We start from the raw sequence: 16857 nt of genomic DNA, 5'->3' as shown, positions 1-16857 counted from the left end.
AAAGTTTTTATCTTCACGATTTAATTACTGAGCTACCAGTGTTTCCAAGCTTTCTCCAATCGCAGCCAAACGCTCCATCACTTCTGCCTGGCTCAAGCCATTTTCAGCCACATAGCGGTTGCGAGGGTGAACGCGGCATTCATGAGAGCAGCCGCGGAGGTACTTGTCTTCATTTTCTTCTGAAGTCAGGATGCGGCGGTTACACTCTGGATTGCCACAGTTGACATAGCGCTCGCAAGGAGTACCGTCAAACCAGTCTTTCCCAATCACGACTGGATCAACATGGTTGATATCAACGGAGATACGCTCATCAAAGACATACATCTTACCATCCCAAAGCTCACCTTGAACTTCTGGATCCTTGCCGTAGGTCGCGATACCACCATGAAGCTGACCGACATCCTTGTAGCCTTCACGCACCATCCAGCCTGAGAATTTCTCACAGCGAACACCACCGGTACAGTAAACAACCACGCGCTTGTCCATGAACTTCTCTTTGTTATCACGGACCCATTGCGGCAATTCGCGGAAGTTGCGAATGTCTGGACGGATGGCACCGCGGAAGTGCCCCAGATCGTACTCATAGTCGTTACGGGTATCTAGGACAACAGTGTCTTCGTCCAAGAGGGCTTCTTTAAATTCCTTAGGTGATAGGTAAGCTCCTGTTGTCTCCAGCGGGTTGATGTCATTGTCAAAATCATTGTCTTCCAAACCCAGATGCACAATTTCTTTCTTGTAGCGAACAAACATTTTCTTGAAGGCTTGCTCGTTTTCTTCGTCAATCTTGAACCAAAGGTCTTCCATGCCCGGAAGGCTGTGCACATAATCCATGTATTTTTGAGTGGTTTCATAATCACCAGAAACCGTTCCATTGATTCCTTCATCAGCCACCAAGATACGGCCTTTAAGGCCGATAGATTTACAGAAGGCCAGATGATCAGCTGCAAATTTCTCAGCATTCTCAATCGGAACATATTTGTAGTAAAGTAGGACGCGAATATCTTTTGCCATAAGATTTCAACTCTCTTTTCTCTATAAAATTTTCTGAATTTTTTAATTCATCTATTTATTATAACCTGATTGAAAAAACTGGGCAAAATATTTGTTTGAAAAATAGCAGAGCTGGAAAGTTTAAATGAGAAGGACAACTTATCACTCTTCTTCCAATTGATCCAAATACTTCTCAAAGCGCTTTTTCTGCCATTCTCTTACAGATTCTCCTTTCACTTTATAAATTTCTATAATACAATATATAATTTACATTATGTTTTTTATTTTGTACAAAAAAAGACTGGGAATTCTCCCAATCTTTCAATTTTTGATGTAATCAATCCTTTTTCAGACTTCCTGCGCGGGTGCGGGTGCGAGCGTAAGCAGTCAGCAAGACTGTACCGATGACTGCTACTGTCGCAGAATTCACCAGAATTGCTACAATACTTTGAGCAATAACCTTATTGACCGGCTCACCAGATACAATCACATCACCAATCGGGCCGATTAGCCAAGCGATTGCATTGGCTCCAAACTGAATCAAGTTAAAGCGGATAATATCCTTGACTTCAAATTTGCCATCTTCTACTTGGAAGAATTTTCTAAAGAAACCAACCAATAGACCAAAGACTCCGCTGCCAGCAATCCAGAACCACCAAAGTCCGCCACCACTCATAGCGTCTTTAATGGCATGGCCAATGAAGCCCATCAGGAAACCGACAATTGGTCCAAAGATGACGCTAAAAAGAGCTTGCAGAGGGTATTGGAGCTGGATACTGGTATTGGGTACAGGCGTTGGAATATTGATCATTCCGATGACCACGAATAGGGCAGCTCCAATTCCTGTTGCGACTACGTTTCTGATTGTATTATTTTTCATGTTCTTCTTCCTTAATTTTCAATTCTCTTGATTTCAATATGCCATTGGGCACCGACGCCAACATTGTAAGCCTTAGCAAAGGAACCTTGGTTAATCGCTAAGCCAACCCGATAGAGGGAGTTGATATAGAGGATAGGCTGGCCGATGCGGACATCCGCAAAGGACTTGCCATAGGTTACTTGGTTTTGATAGACCAGCATGTCATTATTGTAAATGGTAACTTCAAAGCGGTCACCAAATTCTGGTTTCAAGGTGCAGAATTCCTCGCGGGTGATAGAGGTCCAGAGAGAACCAAAGCGGACATCCAGGATATCAATAGCTCCGCTGACATAATTATCCGCAAGCGTGGTCTCAACTACCTGAATTTCGACGATGTCTTCGACCTTGAGTTCTGGTCCGACTTCTTCAAAGCTGATATGGCCGCTGGCTAGCTTGGCACCTGTATAAGCATAGACATCACGACCGTGGAAAGTGTAGGAATGCTCCGTATCCTTACGGCGATTTTCCACCTCAGAAATTTCCCGAATAGCCTCAATGCCGACATGCTTCTTGATGAAAGACAGGGTACCGTTATCAGGCGTGACGATGTACTGGCCCTTTTTAGTCTTAGCTACCACACTCTTACGCTTGGAGCCAACGCCCGGATCCACTACTGACACAAAGGTCGTTCCTGCTGGCCAGTAATTAACCGTCTGGAAGAGACGATAACTTCCCTCAAAGATATTGTAAGGGGTGATATCGTGAGTCAGATGATGAATTTTCAGAGTGGGCGACTCTTCTAGCGCCACTCCGATCATGGCTGATACAGCTCCATCTACCAGACCAAAGTCCGACTGGAGTACGAGTAAATTGTTCATGTTTTCTCCTTAGTTATATTTTCTATGATATTTAGTCTGAAGCTGACTTGGAATGTCTAGCTTTAAGGATTTTTCTTCCTAATAGGGCGCCTAGTAAAGCCCCCAGTAAAATGCTAGCTACAAACCAGAGGACTAAGCTGGGTTCTGGCTTAAGCATGACCTGCTCAATATAAGCCTGAGTCTTTCCTCTAGCAAGAAGACTAGCTTCGTACTGCTTGGGTGCCAGCCACATTAGGAAAATAGGGCCCGCTGTGCTAAAGCTGAAAACTATAAAAGCCAGCAAGCTTCTAACAGTCTTTTGATAGCTGCCTGACCGAGCTATAAGATCCGCTAAAATACCGCAAATCAAACCTGGTAGAAAGGCTCCAAAGCCATGTCGACTGAGCAGAAAGAAGAGACCTAGCAGACAACCTAGGCCGCTGATTAGGCCGAAGGTCTTTATTTTCTCAGTGTAGAAGATGAACAGAACTCCGCCAAAGAAAGCTGTAAAAGCCGGAGCGTAAAACATATTGCCCGAGCGGTCAAATAAAAGCCCAACCAAGACGCCTAAAATCATGGCTAAGAAATAAAAGATGTAAAAGAAGCCAGCCTGCTTCAGTTTGTCTTTTCTTGTAGAGTATAGCATAAGCCTTCCTTTTCCGCTAATCAGCTTGACGGTAACTGCCAATCAAGTCTTGAATGAGCTCTATATGTGTATAGTAGTCAGCAATTTTCACATTCTCATCTCCACCGTGGTCCCGGCTGTTGGCATTTCCAAGTCCAAAAGCCGCCATAGGAACCTCCAAGGCCTCATAGACCGTGTGCATCGGACCAGTTCCAGCTGAGGTCGGCAGTACAGAGATGCCCTCTTGATAATAATCTTTAGCCAGCTCGATAAGATTGAGAATGGAAGGTGCGCTCATGTCGCTGCGATAGCTCATTTCTCCCAAGGTATAAGTCAGCTCAACCGCCGGATATCCATTTTTATCCAGCTGTCGACGAATCTTGTCTAACACATCCTCTGGCTCCAGACCAGGCACCAGACGAACTTCCATCTTAGCCTGAGCATCTGAAGGCAAAATGGTTTTAACCCCTTGGCCTTGATAACCTGATCCGAAACCTTCAATATTCAGCGAAGGTTCAAAGTAAAAGCGACGGAGAAATTCCTTCCGTTCGTCCAACAAAACCGGTAATTTCAAGCCATAGACTTGACTCAACTCTTCAGGAGTTCGCAGGGCATATTGCTCAATCAGAGCAATCTCCCGTTCATTTGGCTCTTGAACCTGCTCATGAATGCCTTCAACTAAGATGCGACCGTCTGGACTGCGCAAGCTGGATAGAGCATTGAGCAAATACCAAGAAGCGGAATTGATAACACCGCCGAAGCTAGAATGAATGTCTACATCTGCACTTTTGACCGTCATATCAAAGGTAACAATTCCCTTATTACCGCCTGAGATTTCCAGCTGTCCTAGATTGTTGCGGCTGCCTTGCTCCCAGACCAGCAAATCTGATCCTCGCAGGCGTTTGCGATGCTTGGCCAAATATTTATCCAAGTCTGTCGAAGCAGACTCTTCTGCCCCTTCCATCATAAAAATGATATTGACCGGCAAATCACCGTGCTCTCGAATATACTTGCGAACGGCCGTCAAACGAGCGGTAATGTGCCCCTTGTCATCATCCACTCCTCGCCCATACATAACTCCGTAATGAACCGACAGTGTAAAGGGATCATTGGTCCAAGGCTGGTCGTCATCTGCTGGCACTGTATCGTAGTGGTTGTAGAAAATAATGGTCTTAGCAGCAGGATTTGAAGAAAGAAACTCCGCCAAAACAAATGGAGCAGTATAGCTATCGTCAATCATGACCTTGGCACCTGCAGCTGTAAAAATCTCTCCCAAATAGTTGGCTACTTCCTGCAGGCCAACCTGCTGGGCAAAGATTGATTTTTTAGAGATCAAGGTCCGCAGCACTTCAAAATAGTGCTGGGCAACCTCGTCGTTTTCAAATTTCTTGATTTGTTCAGTCTCAGTTGAGAAAGGCATGTGTTACTCCTATTAACAGCAGATAAAGGGCTGGGGAAATAAGCTTCCCCGCCCTTATCGTATTTCTTGTATCAAAGTTTAGTCAGCCAAATTGCAGACTGGACTTGATGGGATTTCTTACTTGATGTCTTTTGCATCTGGCAGGTAAGAACCGCCAAAGAATTCTTGTGATAGTTTTTCAAGCGTACCATCCTCATAGAGTTCCTTGATTCGCTTGTTGACAAATTTTTGTAGGTCTTCCTGACCGCTTGCAATAATCGGATAGACATAAGGTTGCTGGTCGCTTGGAAGCTCAATCACTTCCAGATTTTTCAAGCCTTGGTCTTTGATAATAGACTCTACAGTTATGCGCTCAAAAACCTTATAGTCCGTACGGCCGTCATTCAGATTGGCCAAGATTTGCTGAATGGTTCCGTCCGTATAATTGATTTTTGTCGGATTATCGCTATGTTCCTTGTTATAGTCCTCTAGTTGCTGAGCTGTTGAAGTCCCCTGAACAACCTCAGTAGACTTGCCGCCAATGTCATCCAGCGATTTGATGCCCTCACCTTTACGGACAACTAAAACTGTTGGATTTTTCGCATATGGACTAGCATAGAGATATTTGTTAGCTCGTTCTTCAGAGTAGCTGATATTATTGGCACCGATCTGGTAGCGGTCGCTGTCCAGACCTGAGAAAATAGAAGCCCACTTGGTCTTATTGAAATTGACTTCATACTTGTCTGAGTCCTTAAAGATAGCACGAAGGACTTCGATATCGTAGCCAGTCAGTTTACCGTCTTTATCCTCGTATGAAAATGGTTTGGTCGTTCCCACTGTTCCGACTTCTACCTTTGTTTTCTCTGTTTTCTTCTCACTTGATGATGAGCAGGCCACTAGGGCACCAATGGCCAAGACACTGACAGCCGCCAGAGAGAAGTATTTCAAGGTTTTCTTCAGGTTCATATTTCGAATTCCTCCTAAAAAGTCTTTCTTTATCATATCAAATAAGGAGAAACTTGACCATTATATATTTTTTATGGAGGTGATAGCTTTTCTTTATCAGCTTTGAGGCAGTCATTCACTAGACTTTCTGCCTATAGTGCTGCAGGAGAAAGAGGGCGCTTTCGACATAGTAAGGAACGGAAACCTTGAAAGCTTCGTCGTCAATGACCATGCTGTCGTGATGGAGGTCAGGAGCATTTTCTGCCCCATTTGAGCCGATAAAGGCAAAGACACCTGGAAGCTTCTCCTGATAAAAGGCAAAATCTTCTCCAGCCGAGGATGGATTGGCTGGCAGAACCTCTGCCAGATTCCGTGAGTGCTCATAGAGCAGCTCGGCCAATTCAGGGTCATTATAAGTCACTGGAGGAGTATGGTCCCAAGAAATCCTTACCTGAGCTCCAAAATTCTCCGCTGTATTCTCTACAATTCGGATAAAGTCTTCCTTGAGACGCTGCTGCAAGGTCGGATTGAAGCTGCGAATCGTTCCTTCAAAAAAGCCCGACTGCGGCAGTACATTCCAGGTCGCTCCTGCTTCGATATGAGTCACAGATAAGACAGCCGCTTCAAAAGGAGATACAGTGCGGGCCACTAGAGCCTGCAGATTTTGAATCATACTGGTCAAGGTCAATACTGTATCAACCCCCAGGTCTGGCCTAGCCGCATGGCTGCTGACTCCTTCTACCTCAACCTTGAACTTCTCAACCCCAGCCATCATGGCACCAGCTTTAAGTACCAGCTGTCCCGCCTTAAGCTGGGGCATATTGTGAAAGCCAATAATAGCAGACACATCGTCCAGCAAACCAGTCGCAAGAACCTGACTGGCTCCCTGAGAAGTTTCCTCAGCCGGCTGAAAAATCAGACGAACCGTTCCTCTCAAATCTCCTTCCATAGCCTTGAGCAGCTCCGCTGCCCCCAAGAGGCTGGTCTGGTGAAAATCATGGCCGCAAGCGTGCATGACGCCTGCATTCTGACTGGCGTAAGGCAGACCCGTCTGCTCCAAAATGGGCAGAGCATCGATATCAGCCCTCAGGGCAATAATCGGCTTGCCAGAGCCAACCTCGGCAACCAAGCCCGTTTTCAGACCGGATTCTAAAATTCTAATCTCCAAATTTTCCAGATAGCCTTTTAGGAAAGCTGTCGTTTCAAATTCCTGCCCAGACAGCTCTGGATGCTGATGAAGATAATGCCGCGTTTGCATCAGTTTATCATAAAATTTTTTCATGGCAGACTCCTTTACTCGAATACACCTATCTACCATCCAGTATAGCACAAAGCTGGACGCGGAAACAAAAATAGAGAGCAAATAATCAATAATCAGCCCTCTAATTTTGCTATTATGATATATCGCCTTCAAAGGAGATGACAAGGGATTCATAAGAAAAATCAAGCTCCAAGACCCACTTGCCATCTGCCTTGACAAATTTCAACTGATAATCTCGTTCTGGTTTGGAAGCAAGGCACAGTCAGCCAAATTCATCTCCTTCATAAGTTAATACTATGACTTTTGTACTTTACCATACTTAGCTGCACTGGTAAATATAGTTTGAGACTTCTCATCACAGAAAAACCTGTAGCTCCAACTACAGGTCAAGTATCTTTAGAATCCATCTACATTTGTATAGATTTTTTGGACATCTTCGTCGTCTTCCAAAACGCTATAAAGTTTTTCAAAGGTTTCGAGGTCTTCGCCGGTTAACTCTACTTCAGACTGAGGAATCATTTCAAGCTCAGTTACTTGGAATTCCTGGATGCCAGATTCACGCAGAGCCACGATGGCCTTGTGAAGATCAGTTGGCGCTGTATAGACGGTGATACTTCCTTCTTCTGCTTCAACATCATCAACATCCACATCCGCTTCCAGCAGCTGTTCAAAGACACTGTCAGCGTCGTCCCCAGCAAAGACAATCACGCCTTTATTATCAAAAAGATAAGATACAGAGCCGCTAGCTCCCATATTACCGCCATTTTTCCCAAAGGCTGCACGAACATTGGCTGCAGTTCGATTGACATTTGAAGTCAGAGTATCAACAATCAGCATAGAACCGTTTGTCCCAAATCCTTCATAGCGGCCTTCAGTAAAGGTTTCGTCGGTGTTTCCTTTTGCCTTATCAATAGCTTTGTCAATAACATGCTTCGGCACCTGAGCCTGCTTAGCTCGGTCAATAACAAATTTCAAAGCTGTGTTAGACTCTGGATCTGGATCACCTTTTTTAGCTGCTACATAGATTTCTACACCAAACTTAGCATACACTTTTGAGTTTGCGCCGTCTTTGGCCGTTTTCTTTGCCACAATATTGGCCCATTTACGTCCCATTGGAGATTCTCCTTTTGATAAATTACATTTTTAATCTTTCTTATTATAACACAGGGAATCAGAAAAATCACTAAGAAAAAATGATAGCTTCCAGAAGATTCTGGTTGTATTCTTCGACTTCTACTGGGCTAAAATCGATACAAAATTGATTTCAGTTTTCCTTCCATAAAAAATCCAGTCGCTAAAAGAGCAACTGGACGGTACATTCTATTTCCTGAACCCGACAGGTCTGTCATAGCGGACCTTTACCGAAATCCCACTGATAATTTTTCACAATAGGTAAATCTGGTTTGCACCTGCTTAAGCAGGCAAAAACATCCTCTATTCTGCAATCTAAAAAAGTGACATCTACTCGAACGGATTTGCCATGATAAGGCTTGACATATAGGTAGTCTCTCCTATAGTACCTGACTCCCAGTCGAAAAGAAGCCTGCCCATCAGAAGTTCTGCCCCAAGCCGGCCGGTAAAAAACACTTTCCAGTTGATTCCAAGCAAAGCTATGCTCTTTCAACAAAGCGCCTCGCACGGTCAAGCCCCACTCTGTTCCCGCAAGAACAAAGCACTTTTTACTCAGCTTCCGTCCCGCATGAACTATTGCAAATATTTCGACTATAGCAGTCATGAAAAAAGCAAGTATAAAAGGCAAACTGAACGAGCGTATTCCTGATCCAGGCATGGCTTTATCAATTGAAAACAGGAGCAAGCAATCTAAAGCGCCGAAAATGATGCCTGAGACTAAGAAGACAGATGCCAAGATGACTATGGTCAAATAGAGTCCTCTACGGTAGCGAAAAGCAAACAATAAAGGCATGACTTTTCCTTTCTTTCTCCGCTAATAGTTTTACTTATGCTTTACTGAGGCGCTTTTATCTCATCTTCATCTATAGTGTTCCAGTCAGAATAATGAGTATCTGTTTGAACATCCATACTACCTTTTTCACCTTTATAAGATAAACCTAGCTTAAAGTCTTTTAAAAATAAGGTCTTTTTATCCAAGCGTACTTCTAACTTCTTATCCATATCCGCCTGAGTAACACCTGACAGCTCTAGTTTGAATTCTTCACCAAAGAGCCCCAGCAAGTCAGCATTTTTACTGCTTAATTTAAAGACATATTCATCACCGCTTTCCTTTACAGTGACATCATCAGCCATTTGATAAAAGCCATCCATGAGTTTGAAATAATCGGGCTGAACATAATAATCTGCCCCGCTTCCCATTTCTTGCTTAGACCATGTTCCATTTTTAAAAGAACGAGTATACAAAAGTTTATCCTCTCCACCTGGCATAATCGCTTCTTGATAACTCTCCTGACCGCTCTCTTTTCCATCTATGACTAAATGCCCCTTGGCCAGCTCATCCGTGCTTTTATCATAGAGAAGATCCCCGCTCATCGTTTGAGTTTTATTGGAACCATCTACAGTGATAGATAATTTCACCTTCATTTTCATTGAAGTTAGATCTTCATTCGCAGTTTCTGCTTTCTCCAAAAGTTCTTCAATATCGTCAGAAGAAGTATTCTTTTGGCTCTCACGGGAGCTATTCTCAGTCCCACCCTGATTCTTTTGAGAATGCTTCTGCCCAATCAAGCTACAAGCACCTAAACTAAGCGTAAGCAAGGCTGTAAGTGCCATAAAGGTAATCTTTTGAATTTTCATGAGTCTTCCTCCTTTGAGACATGGATAGGAAAGATAATCATTCAATCAGCACAGCAATGTTTTATTGACCAAATGCTAGCTTTCATATCTACAGTCAAATCACTAAAAAGCAAATCGTGCTTCTTAGTGAAAACAAGTTTATTTGTTTATTATACCATTTTTTATTTACCATCGCAAACAAAGCAAAAAGGCTGAACATTCAGCCTTACTTGTCTCTCATAATCGGAACCCGTCCAAAATTCTGCTCCCTAAATGCAGGATTGCCTAGCTGATAGACCTTATCAGCCTGCTGGGTTAGACTATCCCATGGCTTCTTGCCGATACGGCTGACCAATTCAACATTTCCCTTAAGCTGGGACAAATGTTGACGCCCCTGCTCAGAAAAGCCTAAAATATGAACTCCTGACGGAACTTCTTCTTGTCTAGCTCCGACCAGAATATAGGTTAGTAGACGCCGGATCCGAGCCTTGGTATAACGCTTGGTCGCCACCTGTTCGACTAACTCTTCTATGGTCTCACTGTTTTTCAAGGCCTCTCTAATCCTAACGGCCAACTCCTGGTTGACCTGATAAAAGTCCGTCAAATCCGGACAGGTCACTATCTGGTATCGAAGATAAGGAAAGAGGTCCGACCAGGTCACCTTGGGAGCCGTTTCAAGCAAGTGATGGGCTGGGGTGAATTTTTTGAGAAAGTCCGGCTGATCCAGATTCTGACGAAGGGCAGTTGCGGAGGCAAATTCCTGATCAGCTGATAAGGAATGATAGCCAGCCCCCTGACGTTGAATCGGGCACAGTTTTATATTTTTTCCCGACACAGCCTTGGCATAGGCCAAGCCTAATATATGATTTGGAGTAGAGCCTGAGAAATTGAGCCCTGCAAACTCCTGCCACATGGCCTGAGTCTTCTGAGGATAGGATAGGGAATCAGGCAAACCTGCCAGATAAGCCTCCATCTGCTCTGCCTTTTGACCATAGACCTTGGAAATACTCTCATAATCCAGCACTTCCTCGGTCCCAAAAGTCAGCTGTTCGATGTCCAGTCTCTCTAAGATGTCTACTGCCCCCTTAGCGAAAAAGTCTGCCGCCTGAACGCTGACCAAGAAAGGCAACTCAAGAACCAGATCCGCTCCAGCTTCTAAAGCCATCTGAGCCCGAGTCCACTTGTCCAGGATAGCCGGCTCCCCCCGCTGAACAAAATTGCCGCTCATAGCGATAATTTTCAGACCAGCAGCCTGCTCCAGCAGATATTTGTGGCCATTATGAAAAGGATTAAACTCCGCGATAATACCGGTAACTGTCATCTCATTTCTCCGCCACAAAGAACCAGCGAGCGCTCTTGTCAGTTGGCTCCTTGTCCTCAAAGTCCGCATAAACCTTGACATTCTTAAAGCCAGCCTGCTCCAGCAAGATATCATAGGTCAGAATCTCATAGGTCCGCTCCTCATGCACCTCATCATGGCGCGTGAAACGCCCATCTTCGTCTTGGACAAAGAAGGTCAGCTCATGCACGATGGAATGAGGCGGTTCGTCCGCATAGGAATCCCAGACCATAGCAAAGGTTTCAGCATTTTCATGATAAGAATAGCCTGGAAAAACCTCATCAATCTGGTAAATCGAATGTACGTCAAATATAAAGCGGCCGCCCTCATTTAGATGCTGGTAAACTTGAGTTAAGACCTGACCGACATCCACTTCGTCCTCCATATAGCAAATCGAGTCTGAATAACAAGTCACCAAATCAAACTGACCGATGCCACTCAAATCCAGCATATTGCCCTGAATAAAGGGAATGTCCAAACCGGCCTCTCTGCTGCGCTTCTCTGCCAAATCCAGCATTTCCTGACTCAGGTCCAACCCTGTCACCTCAAGACCCGCTTGCTTAAAATAAATGGACTGGATGCCCGTACCGCAGGCTAGCTCCAGCAGTTTTTTCTTATCCTTGGGAAAATGACGCAGGCTGAAATCCGTCCACTTCTCATACAAAGAATCATCCATAATCGCATCGTAAACCGACGCGAAGGTTTCATAAGTTGCCATACTTTTCCTTTCAAAAACAGCCCAGCCAGCAGGCTGACTGAGCCAAATTCTGCTTTCTGCCTAAGGGCAAAAAATCACTTGTCTTTTTCTTCCAATAAGGCTGCAACATCCACACCAGTTGCTTCGTGCCACAACTTTTCCAAATTGTAATGCGCCCGCATTTCCTTTGAAAAGACATGGACGACCACGCCGCCCAAGTCTAAGAGCACCCAGCCGCCAGCTGCGTCTCCCTCAACATGGCCAGCAGAAACACCTGCTTCAGCAGCTTTCTCACGGATATTTTCAGCTACTGCATCCAGCTGACGACTGTTCATAGAGCTGACGATGACAAAGTAATCTGTTACAGTAGTCAGACCTTGCAAGTCCAAAGCTACAATATCTTCTGCACGCTTTTCATCGGCCGCCTTCACGACCAGTTCCAATAATTCTTGTTCTTTCATAGTTCCTCTTTAATTAAAAATGTTTTTGTAGTCTAGAACATCCGCAAAACGTCTGTTCCAAATTTTTTGATAAAAAGTATTTATTTTTTCTGCCGAAGCCTCTTCTCCATCAAAAGTTGTAAAAGCACCTTCTGGAATGATAAGTTTATAATCAAATTCAAATCCAACTTTAACTGATGCATCTACACAATATTCCGTCTGCATTCCACATAAAACTAGACGACCAATATCTTCTTTATCCAAGTAATCCTTCAAACCTGTCTCTTTAAAAATACTATTATACTTCTTCTGAAAGACCTTTTCGTCTGACTTTCTATTCAAGAGAGGAGACAGCTGCCAATCTTCCAATGCACTGTCTTCTGGATTTTCAATATGCTGAATATAGATAATTTCGACACCTTTACTCCTAGCCTGATGCTGCAGAAAGGAAATTTTATCCATCATTTTATTAGACTGAAAACCTGTTTCCACTAAGATATTTTGCACATCTATAATGATTAGAGCTGTTTTCATTCTTCTATTTCCTTCAAATACCCTACAAAGGCATTGTAAGTCTCCAAGGTCTGCGGATAGATGGGCATTCCTTTGTGAGCCAAATGCTCCACAGTCCTTGCGGTTTCATAGGCCACAGCTTGATTGAGCGACCGCTGAGCCAGCTCTCTGGCCTTGTCCACTCCTGGAAAGTCCCGGTTGTGTTCAATATAGTCGGCGACATAGACCACCTTGTCCAGCTCAGACATGGTGCTACTCCCCACTGTATGGATTTCAATGGCCCGCAGTATCTCAGCATCTTCGATGCCTAAATCTTCCTGAATCTTGTAAATACCCACCATGCCATGCCAGACATTATTGCCCCAGTTTTTCAAGTCCGAATCCAGCTGGTATTTGTCAATCAAGGCCAGAAATTCCTCATCTGAAACCTTTTTGGCATAATCGTGTAGAAGTCCTGCCAGACCTGCTTTTTCGACATCAAGACCGAAGCGATCCGCTAATTCACGGGCAGCCTTTTCCACACCCAGACAATGGCGCAGGCGTTTCTCAGGCATGACTGTTTCCATCTTAGCCAGCAAAGCTTCACGGCTCATGCTGATATAGCTTTCATAGGTCATAGGTAAAGCCCTTCTTTCTCGATATAGTCTAAGACTGGCTGAGGCAGTAGGAAATTAGGGGTCCGTCCCTGAGACAGGAAATCCCGCACTATACTGGAGGAAATATCCATAAGGGGCACATCCACCCAGATAACGGGGTAAGAAGTCCCCGCCTTGTAGCGTGGCCGCTGAACACCAACAAACTGAACCAGTTCAACCAGCTCATCAATCCGGTACCACTTGGGCAGGTAGTCCACCATATCCGCACCGATGATAAAGTAATAGTCCGTATCTGGATGCTGCTCAGTCAGGAGCTTCATGGTGTCGTAGGTATAGGAAATTCCCTTGCGCTCCAGCTCAATGGTTTCAATCCCTAAGCCTTCAATGCCCTCAATAGCTAGCTCCAGCATTTTCAGCCGATGCTTTTCATCAATGGTCTCTTTCTTATCTACATGGGGTGGCTCGTACTCAGGCATGAGCAGGACCTGATCCAAGCCTAACTGTTGCCGGACCTGATCCGCCACGACCAAATGAGCATTGTGGACAGGGTTGAAATTCCCACCTAAAATGCCAATCTGTTTGCGTTTTTTATCTTTAACTTCTGGTTCTAATTCCACCTTGGTAAAGGGGGTTAGTAATTCAATAGCCATAGGCTGACATCTCCACAGAAATTTTTCCTTAAACTTGCTTGACTTTGACAGAGAGTTTGCGATTTTCCTTCTTGCTGGACTGCTTGTAGAGGATTAAGATCCGGCCAATCTTCTGCACCGTATCCACTCCGATCTCTTCTTCCAAAATCTCTGCGACCTCGTGGATATTTTCATCCGTATTCTGCAAGAGCGTAACCTTAATCAGTTCTCGCGCGTCCAGTGCCTGACGGACGCTGGTTTTGATTTGGTCATTGAGTCCATTTTTCCCAATCTGAATGATAGGTTTGAGACTATGTGCCTGACTGTTGAGAAAGGCCCGTTGTTTTGATGTTAGTGTCATGTTCTTCTATAAGGCTTGAGACAGTTGGGACCTGCTTGTCCCCCCACTGCTCATGGCCTTTTCCTTTCTTATTAAAGGAGATTTATTCCCCTTGGTTTCTTGAGTATTATATAATAGCTTTCCGAGTGACAACCGCCACACCCTCTGGCGCCCAACCAGCTACTTGGGCAGGACCACTGACGCGAATCCAGCCCAAACCTGAGAAGACGATGTCTGTCTTGTCCTTGATGGTAAATTCATGCTTGACCAAGGTTGGAAATTCTTCCTTTTCCTTGCCAACTGGCGGCACTAAGAGACTGCCGACATGTTTGTCATAAAATTCGCTAGCACCTTGCAACTTGGTCCGGTGGAGCTTAAGCTCATTATCAAAATAAGCTGTGAAGCCTTGCTTGTCTCCTGCCACAAAATCGAAACGGCCTAAACCACCCAAAAAGAGGGTTTGCTCAGGATTGAGCTGGTAGGTTTTGGGTTTGATTTCCTTTTTGGGACTAATGTATTTGAGATTCTTAGCAGAAAGATAGTGAGCCATCTGGTGACGATGGATAATGCCCGGCGTATCATAGATATGACTGCCATCCGCCAAAGGAATCTCGATTTTATCCAGAGTTGTTCCCGGGAAGCGCGAAGTCGTAATAATATCCTTATCACCCGTGATTTCCTGAATAATGGCGTTAATCAAAGTGGACTTGCCTACATTAGTCACGCCAACCACATAAACGTCACGTCCCTTGCGGCAATGCTCAATCTTGTCAATCAAGTCCTTGATTGCCTGCTTGTTCTGAGCAGAGGTCAAGACCACATCGACTGGACGCAGGCCTTCTTCGTGAGCGCGCTCCGTCAGCCATTGGGTCACCTTGCTATCCTTGACCGACTTAGGCAGAATGTCCTTTTTATTCCCGACCAAGAGAACATCGTTTCCAGCAACAAAGCGAGGCAGGCCAGGGATAACCGATCCATTAAAGTCAAAAATATCGACAACATTGACGACCAAGGCATCACTATCTCCAACCTCATGCAGAAGCCGTAGAAAGTCATCATCCGTCAGCTGGACATCGCTGATTTCATTATAATGGCGCAGGCGGAAACAGCGTTGACAATAGAGTTCGCCTGTCTCCAAGCCTTTTTCTAGAGCTGACTGAGGCGTGTAGCCTAGCTTGCCCTTATCTTCTGTCTGAATAGTGGCTCCGCAGCCGATACAGAGAAGTTCTTCCATGCTTAAATTCCTTTTTTATATTGAATTGGGCCGTATTTTTCAGTGATTTTTTTGAGCACACGGCGTTCACGCGCCCGATTGATCTGGGTCTTGATAGAGTCGTGCTCGACCAGTGGTTTAACCAAAATCGAACGAATTCCGGCCCGATGTGCTGCCCGAATATCCGTCATGAGCTGGTCGCCTACCATGACCACTTCATTTTTTTCAAAATGAAAAAGCTTGAGCGCCCGGTCAATTCCCCAAGTGAAGGGTTTCATCGCCCAGTAGACATAGTCAATTTCAAACTTTTCAACAGCCCGCTTGACCCGTTTTTGGTTATTATTGGACACCACGATAATCCGAATGCCCGCGTCCCGCAAATCATGGAGCCACTTCTTCATCTCTGGGGTCCCATCAGGATTATTCCAAGCAATCAGGGTATTATCCAAATCCACCAAAACCGCTTTGATCCCCTGTCTTTTCAAACTCTCTACTGTCAAATCGTAAACTGCCTCAACCGCAAAGTCCGGCATATAATCTTCAATCGCCACATCTCTCTCCAAAAATTCGTATTCTCATTATTATAGCATAAAATGGGCTTTTTGGCACTTACAGCCTCAAGTGTTACAAAAAGGAAAAAAGATGATATTATAGTGGTGATAGTATAAATGTTCTGGAGGTTTGTATGGCAGAAAAAAACAGGCAGATGCAGACTGTTTCCCCTCTTTTGCAAAAGATTATCAACTGGTCGTCCGCTATTGGCGCTCTAGGAACGGTGGCCTTTTGTCTTTGGGCCTATTTCGCAGGTGTTCTCCAGTCCAAGGAAACTCTCTCAGCCTTTATCCAACAGGCTGGCTTCTGGGGACCGCCACTCTTTATCTTCCTGCAGATTCTACAGACGGTCGTGCCCATTATCCCTGGCGCCCTGACTTCAGTCGCTGGTGTTTTCATCTACGGCCATATCGTCGGTACCATTTATAACTATATCGGTATTGTCATTGGCTGCGCCATTATATTTCACCTAGCTCGCACCTACGGTCCGGCTTTTGTCCAGTCTGTCGTCAGCAAGCGTACTTATGATAAATATATCAGCTGGCTGGATAAGGGCAATCGCTTTGAGCGCTTCTTTATTTTCATGATGATTTGGCCCATCAGTCCAGCCGACTTTCTCTGCATGCTGGCGGCCCTGACCAAGATGACTTTCAAAAAGTACATGCTGATTATCCTTCTTTGCAAGCCCATCACTCTCGTCATCTATACCTACGGACTGACCTATATCATTGATCTTTTCTGGAAAATGGTCTCCAAATAAAAAGAAGTTGAATTGTACTGACCCCCAAAAGTTAGATTTTTTCTGTCTAACTTTTGGGGTGCGGTTCAAGTTCAACTCCTTTTTTATTTATCCT

Annotated in this window: 20 protein-coding genes; 1 reads left to right on the top strand and 19 read right to left on the bottom strand. The window is 44.7% G+C overall.

Features of this window, described 5'->3' with window-relative positions; all coding sequences use genetic code 11:
- Window positions 1–24 precede the first annotated feature (24 nt).
- The 19 genes from trhO to FKX92_RS09440 form a co-directional block, all read right to left on the bottom strand.
- Window positions 25–1011: an oxygen-dependent tRNA uridine(34) hydroxylase TrhO gene (gene trhO, locus FKX92_RS09530; RefSeq protein ID WP_002915762.1), complete on the bottom strand. Its 987-nt coding sequence runs from the start codon at window positions 1009–1011 to the stop codon at window positions 25–27.
- 316 nt (window positions 1012–1327) lie between these two features.
- A complete protein-coding gene (locus tag FKX92_RS09525; RefSeq protein WP_002907093.1) occupies window positions 1328–1870 on the bottom strand; it encodes an ECF-type riboflavin transporter substrate-binding protein in 543 nt (180 codons plus the stop codon).
- 11 nt (window positions 1871–1881) lie between these two features.
- Window positions 1882–2727 (bottom strand): SAM hydrolase/SAM-dependent halogenase family protein, encoded by an 846-nt coding sequence (locus tag FKX92_RS09520; RefSeq protein WP_002911906.1) that lies wholly within the window; start codon window positions 2725–2727, stop codon window positions 1882–1884.
- 31 nt (window positions 2728–2758) lie between these two features.
- Window positions 2759–3352, bottom strand: coding sequence for an MptD family putative ECF transporter S component (locus FKX92_RS09515; protein ID WP_149566170.1), 594 nt, complete (start codon window positions 3350–3352; stop codon window positions 2759–2761).
- 16 nt (window positions 3353–3368) lie between these two features.
- Window positions 3369–4751 (bottom strand): M20/M25/M40 family metallo-hydrolase, encoded by a 1383-nt coding sequence (locus tag FKX92_RS09510; RefSeq protein ID WP_149566169.1) that lies wholly within the window; start codon window positions 4749–4751, stop codon window positions 3369–3371.
- A gap of 117 nt (window positions 4752–4868) precedes the next feature.
- Window positions 4869–5696, bottom strand: coding sequence for an amino acid ABC transporter substrate-binding protein (locus tag FKX92_RS09505; protein ID WP_011836610.1), 828 nt, complete (start codon window positions 5694–5696; stop codon window positions 4869–4871).
- A 118-nt stretch (window positions 5697–5814) separates the two neighbouring features.
- Window positions 5815–6957, bottom strand: coding sequence for a M20 peptidase aminoacylase family protein (locus FKX92_RS09500; protein ID WP_011836609.1), 1143 nt, complete (start codon window positions 6955–6957; stop codon window positions 5815–5817).
- Between the two features lie 375 nt (window positions 6958–7332).
- Window positions 7333–8049, bottom strand: coding sequence for a YebC/PmpR family DNA-binding transcriptional regulator (locus tag FKX92_RS09495; protein WP_149566168.1), 717 nt, complete (start codon window positions 8047–8049; stop codon window positions 7333–7335).
- A gap of 232 nt (window positions 8050–8281) precedes the next feature.
- Window positions 8282–8671 carry a hypothetical protein gene (locus FKX92_RS09490; protein ID WP_187759426.1) on the bottom strand — a complete coding sequence of 130 codons (390 nt, stop codon included), beginning with the start codon at window positions 8669–8671 and terminating at the stop codon, window positions 8282–8284.
- A 230-nt stretch (window positions 8672–8901) separates the two neighbouring features.
- The gene (locus FKX92_RS09485; RefSeq protein ID WP_149566167.1) at window positions 8902–9705 is read right to left on the bottom strand and encodes a DUF6612 family protein; all 804 of its coding nucleotides are present in this window, start codon (window positions 9703–9705) and stop codon (window positions 8902–8904) included.
- Between the two features lie 205 nt (window positions 9706–9910).
- Window positions 9911–11005, bottom strand: a complete 1095-nt coding sequence (locus tag FKX92_RS09480; protein WP_149566166.1) for a nucleotidyltransferase — start codon at window positions 11003–11005, stop codon at window positions 9911–9913.
- A gap of 1 nt (window position 11006) precedes the next feature.
- Window positions 11007–11741, bottom strand: a complete 735-nt coding sequence (locus FKX92_RS09475) for a class I SAM-dependent DNA methyltransferase (RefSeq protein ID WP_149566165.1) — start codon at window positions 11739–11741, stop codon at window positions 11007–11009.
- Window positions 11742–11815: 74 nt separating this feature from the next.
- Window positions 11816–12181: a ribosome silencing factor gene (rsfS, locus tag FKX92_RS09470; RefSeq protein WP_149566164.1), complete on the bottom strand. Its 366-nt coding sequence runs from the start codon at window positions 12179–12181 to the stop codon at window positions 11816–11818.
- 9 nt (window positions 12182–12190) lie between these two features.
- Entirely contained in the window at window positions 12191–12694 is a 504-nt protein-coding gene (locus FKX92_RS09465; RefSeq protein WP_149566163.1) for a cysteine hydrolase family protein, read from the bottom strand.
- On the bottom strand, window positions 12691–13290 hold the full coding sequence (yqeK, locus tag FKX92_RS09460) for a bis(5'-nucleosyl)-tetraphosphatase (symmetrical) YqeK (protein ID WP_149566162.1): 600 nt from the start codon (window positions 13288–13290) through the stop codon (window positions 12691–12693). The genes FKX92_RS09465 and yqeK overlap by 4 nt, the downstream gene beginning before the upstream one ends.
- On the bottom strand, window positions 13287–13919 hold the full coding sequence (locus tag FKX92_RS09455; RefSeq protein ID WP_149566161.1) for a nicotinate-nucleotide adenylyltransferase: 633 nt from the start codon (window positions 13917–13919) through the stop codon (window positions 13287–13289). The genes yqeK and FKX92_RS09455 overlap by 4 nt, the downstream gene beginning before the upstream one ends.
- A gap of 28 nt (window positions 13920–13947) precedes the next feature.
- Window positions 13948–14259 (bottom strand): ribosome assembly RNA-binding protein YhbY, encoded by a 312-nt coding sequence (gene yhbY, locus FKX92_RS09450; protein ID WP_125330663.1) that lies wholly within the window; start codon window positions 14257–14259, stop codon window positions 13948–13950.
- Between the two features lie 106 nt (window positions 14260–14365).
- Window positions 14366–15472: a ribosome biogenesis GTPase YqeH gene (gene yqeH, locus FKX92_RS09445; protein WP_149566160.1), complete on the bottom strand. Its 1107-nt coding sequence runs from the start codon at window positions 15470–15472 to the stop codon at window positions 14366–14368.
- 2 nt (window positions 15473–15474) lie between these two features.
- Complete coding sequence (locus FKX92_RS09440; protein ID WP_005592391.1) at window positions 15475–16002, bottom strand: YqeG family HAD IIIA-type phosphatase; 528 nt, start codon at window positions 16000–16002, stop codon at window positions 15475–15477.
- Window positions 16003–16136: 134 nt separating this feature from the next.
- Here FKX92_RS09440 and FKX92_RS09435 point away from each other — a divergent pair, with 134 nt between their 5' ends.
- Window positions 16137–16763 (top strand): TVP38/TMEM64 family protein, encoded by a 627-nt coding sequence (locus FKX92_RS09435; RefSeq protein ID WP_149566159.1) that lies wholly within the window; start codon window positions 16137–16139, stop codon window positions 16761–16763.
- The last annotated feature ends 94 nt before the right edge of the window (window positions 16764–16857 follow it).

The sequence above is a fragment of the Streptococcus sanguinis genome, from assembly GCF_008329445.1.
GTDB classification, from domain to species: Bacteria; Bacillota; Bacilli; order Lactobacillales; family Streptococcaceae; genus Streptococcus; species Streptococcus sanguinis_O.
Note: the sequence above shows the minus strand (reverse complement) of the source record. Positions and strands in the feature narration are given on the sequence as shown.

What these genes read in the sequence shown, in the direction of transcription:
- trhO (WP_002915762.1), bottom strand. Translation starts at nt 1,011, where the DNA reads ATGGCAAAAGATATTCGCGTCCTACTTTACTACAAATATGTTCCGATT.
- FKX92_RS09525 (WP_002907093.1), bottom strand. Translation starts at nt 1,870, where the DNA reads ATGAAAAATAATACAATCAGAAACGTAGTCGCAACAGGAATTGGAGCT.
- FKX92_RS09520 (WP_002911906.1), bottom strand. Translation starts at nt 2,727, where the DNA reads ATGAACAATTTACTCGTACTCCAGTCGGACTTTGGTCTGGTAGATGGA.
- FKX92_RS09515 (WP_149566170.1), bottom strand. Translation starts at nt 3,352, where the DNA reads ATGCTATACTCTACAAGAAAAGACAAACTGAAGCAGGCTGGCTTCTTT.
- FKX92_RS09510 (WP_149566169.1), bottom strand. Translation starts at nt 4,751, where the DNA reads ATGCCTTTCTCAACTGAGACTGAACAAATCAAGAAATTTGAAAACGAC.
- FKX92_RS09505 (WP_011836610.1), bottom strand. Translation starts at nt 5,696, where the DNA reads ATGAACCTGAAGAAAACCTTGAAATACTTCTCTCTGGCGGCTGTCAGT.
- FKX92_RS09500 (WP_011836609.1), bottom strand. Translation starts at nt 6,957, where the DNA reads ATGAAAAAATTTTATGATAAACTGATGCAAACGCGGCATTATCTTCAT.
- FKX92_RS09495 (WP_149566168.1), bottom strand. Translation starts at nt 8,049, where the DNA reads ATGGGACGTAAATGGGCCAATATTGTGGCAAAGAAAACGGCCAAAGAC.
- FKX92_RS09490 (WP_187759426.1), bottom strand. Translation starts at nt 8,671, where the DNA reads ATGACTGCTATAGTCGAAATATTTGCAATAGTTCATGCGGGACGGAAG.
- FKX92_RS09485 (WP_149566167.1), bottom strand. Translation starts at nt 9,705, where the DNA reads ATGAAAATTCAAAAGATTACCTTTATGGCACTTACAGCCTTGCTTACG.
- FKX92_RS09480 (WP_149566166.1), bottom strand. Translation starts at nt 11,005, where the DNA reads ATGACAGTTACCGGTATTATCGCGGAGTTTAATCCTTTTCATAATGGC.
- FKX92_RS09475 (WP_149566165.1), bottom strand. Translation starts at nt 11,741, where the DNA reads ATGGCAACTTATGAAACCTTCGCGTCGGTTTACGATGCGATTATGGAT.
- rsfS (WP_149566164.1), bottom strand. Translation starts at nt 12,181, where the DNA reads ATGAAAGAACAAGAATTATTGGAACTGGTCGTGAAGGCGGCCGATGAA.
- FKX92_RS09465 (WP_149566163.1), bottom strand. Translation starts at nt 12,694, where the DNA reads ATGAAAACAGCTCTAATCATTATAGATGTGCAAAATATCTTAGTGGAA.
- yqeK (WP_149566162.1), bottom strand. Translation starts at nt 13,290, where the DNA reads ATGACCTATGAAAGCTATATCAGCATGAGCCGTGAAGCTTTGCTGGCT.
- FKX92_RS09455 (WP_149566161.1), bottom strand. Translation starts at nt 13,919, where the DNA reads ATGGCTATTGAATTACTAACCCCCTTTACCAAGGTGGAATTAGAACCA.
- yhbY (WP_125330663.1), bottom strand. Translation starts at nt 14,259, where the DNA reads ATGACACTAACATCAAAACAACGGGCCTTTCTCAACAGTCAGGCACAT.
- yqeH (WP_149566160.1), bottom strand. Translation starts at nt 15,472, where the DNA reads ATGGAAGAACTTCTCTGTATCGGCTGCGGAGCCACTATTCAGACAGAA.
- FKX92_RS09435 (WP_149566159.1), top strand. Translation starts at nt 16,137, where the DNA reads ATGGCAGAAAAAAACAGGCAGATGCAGACTGTTTCCCCTCTTTTGCAA.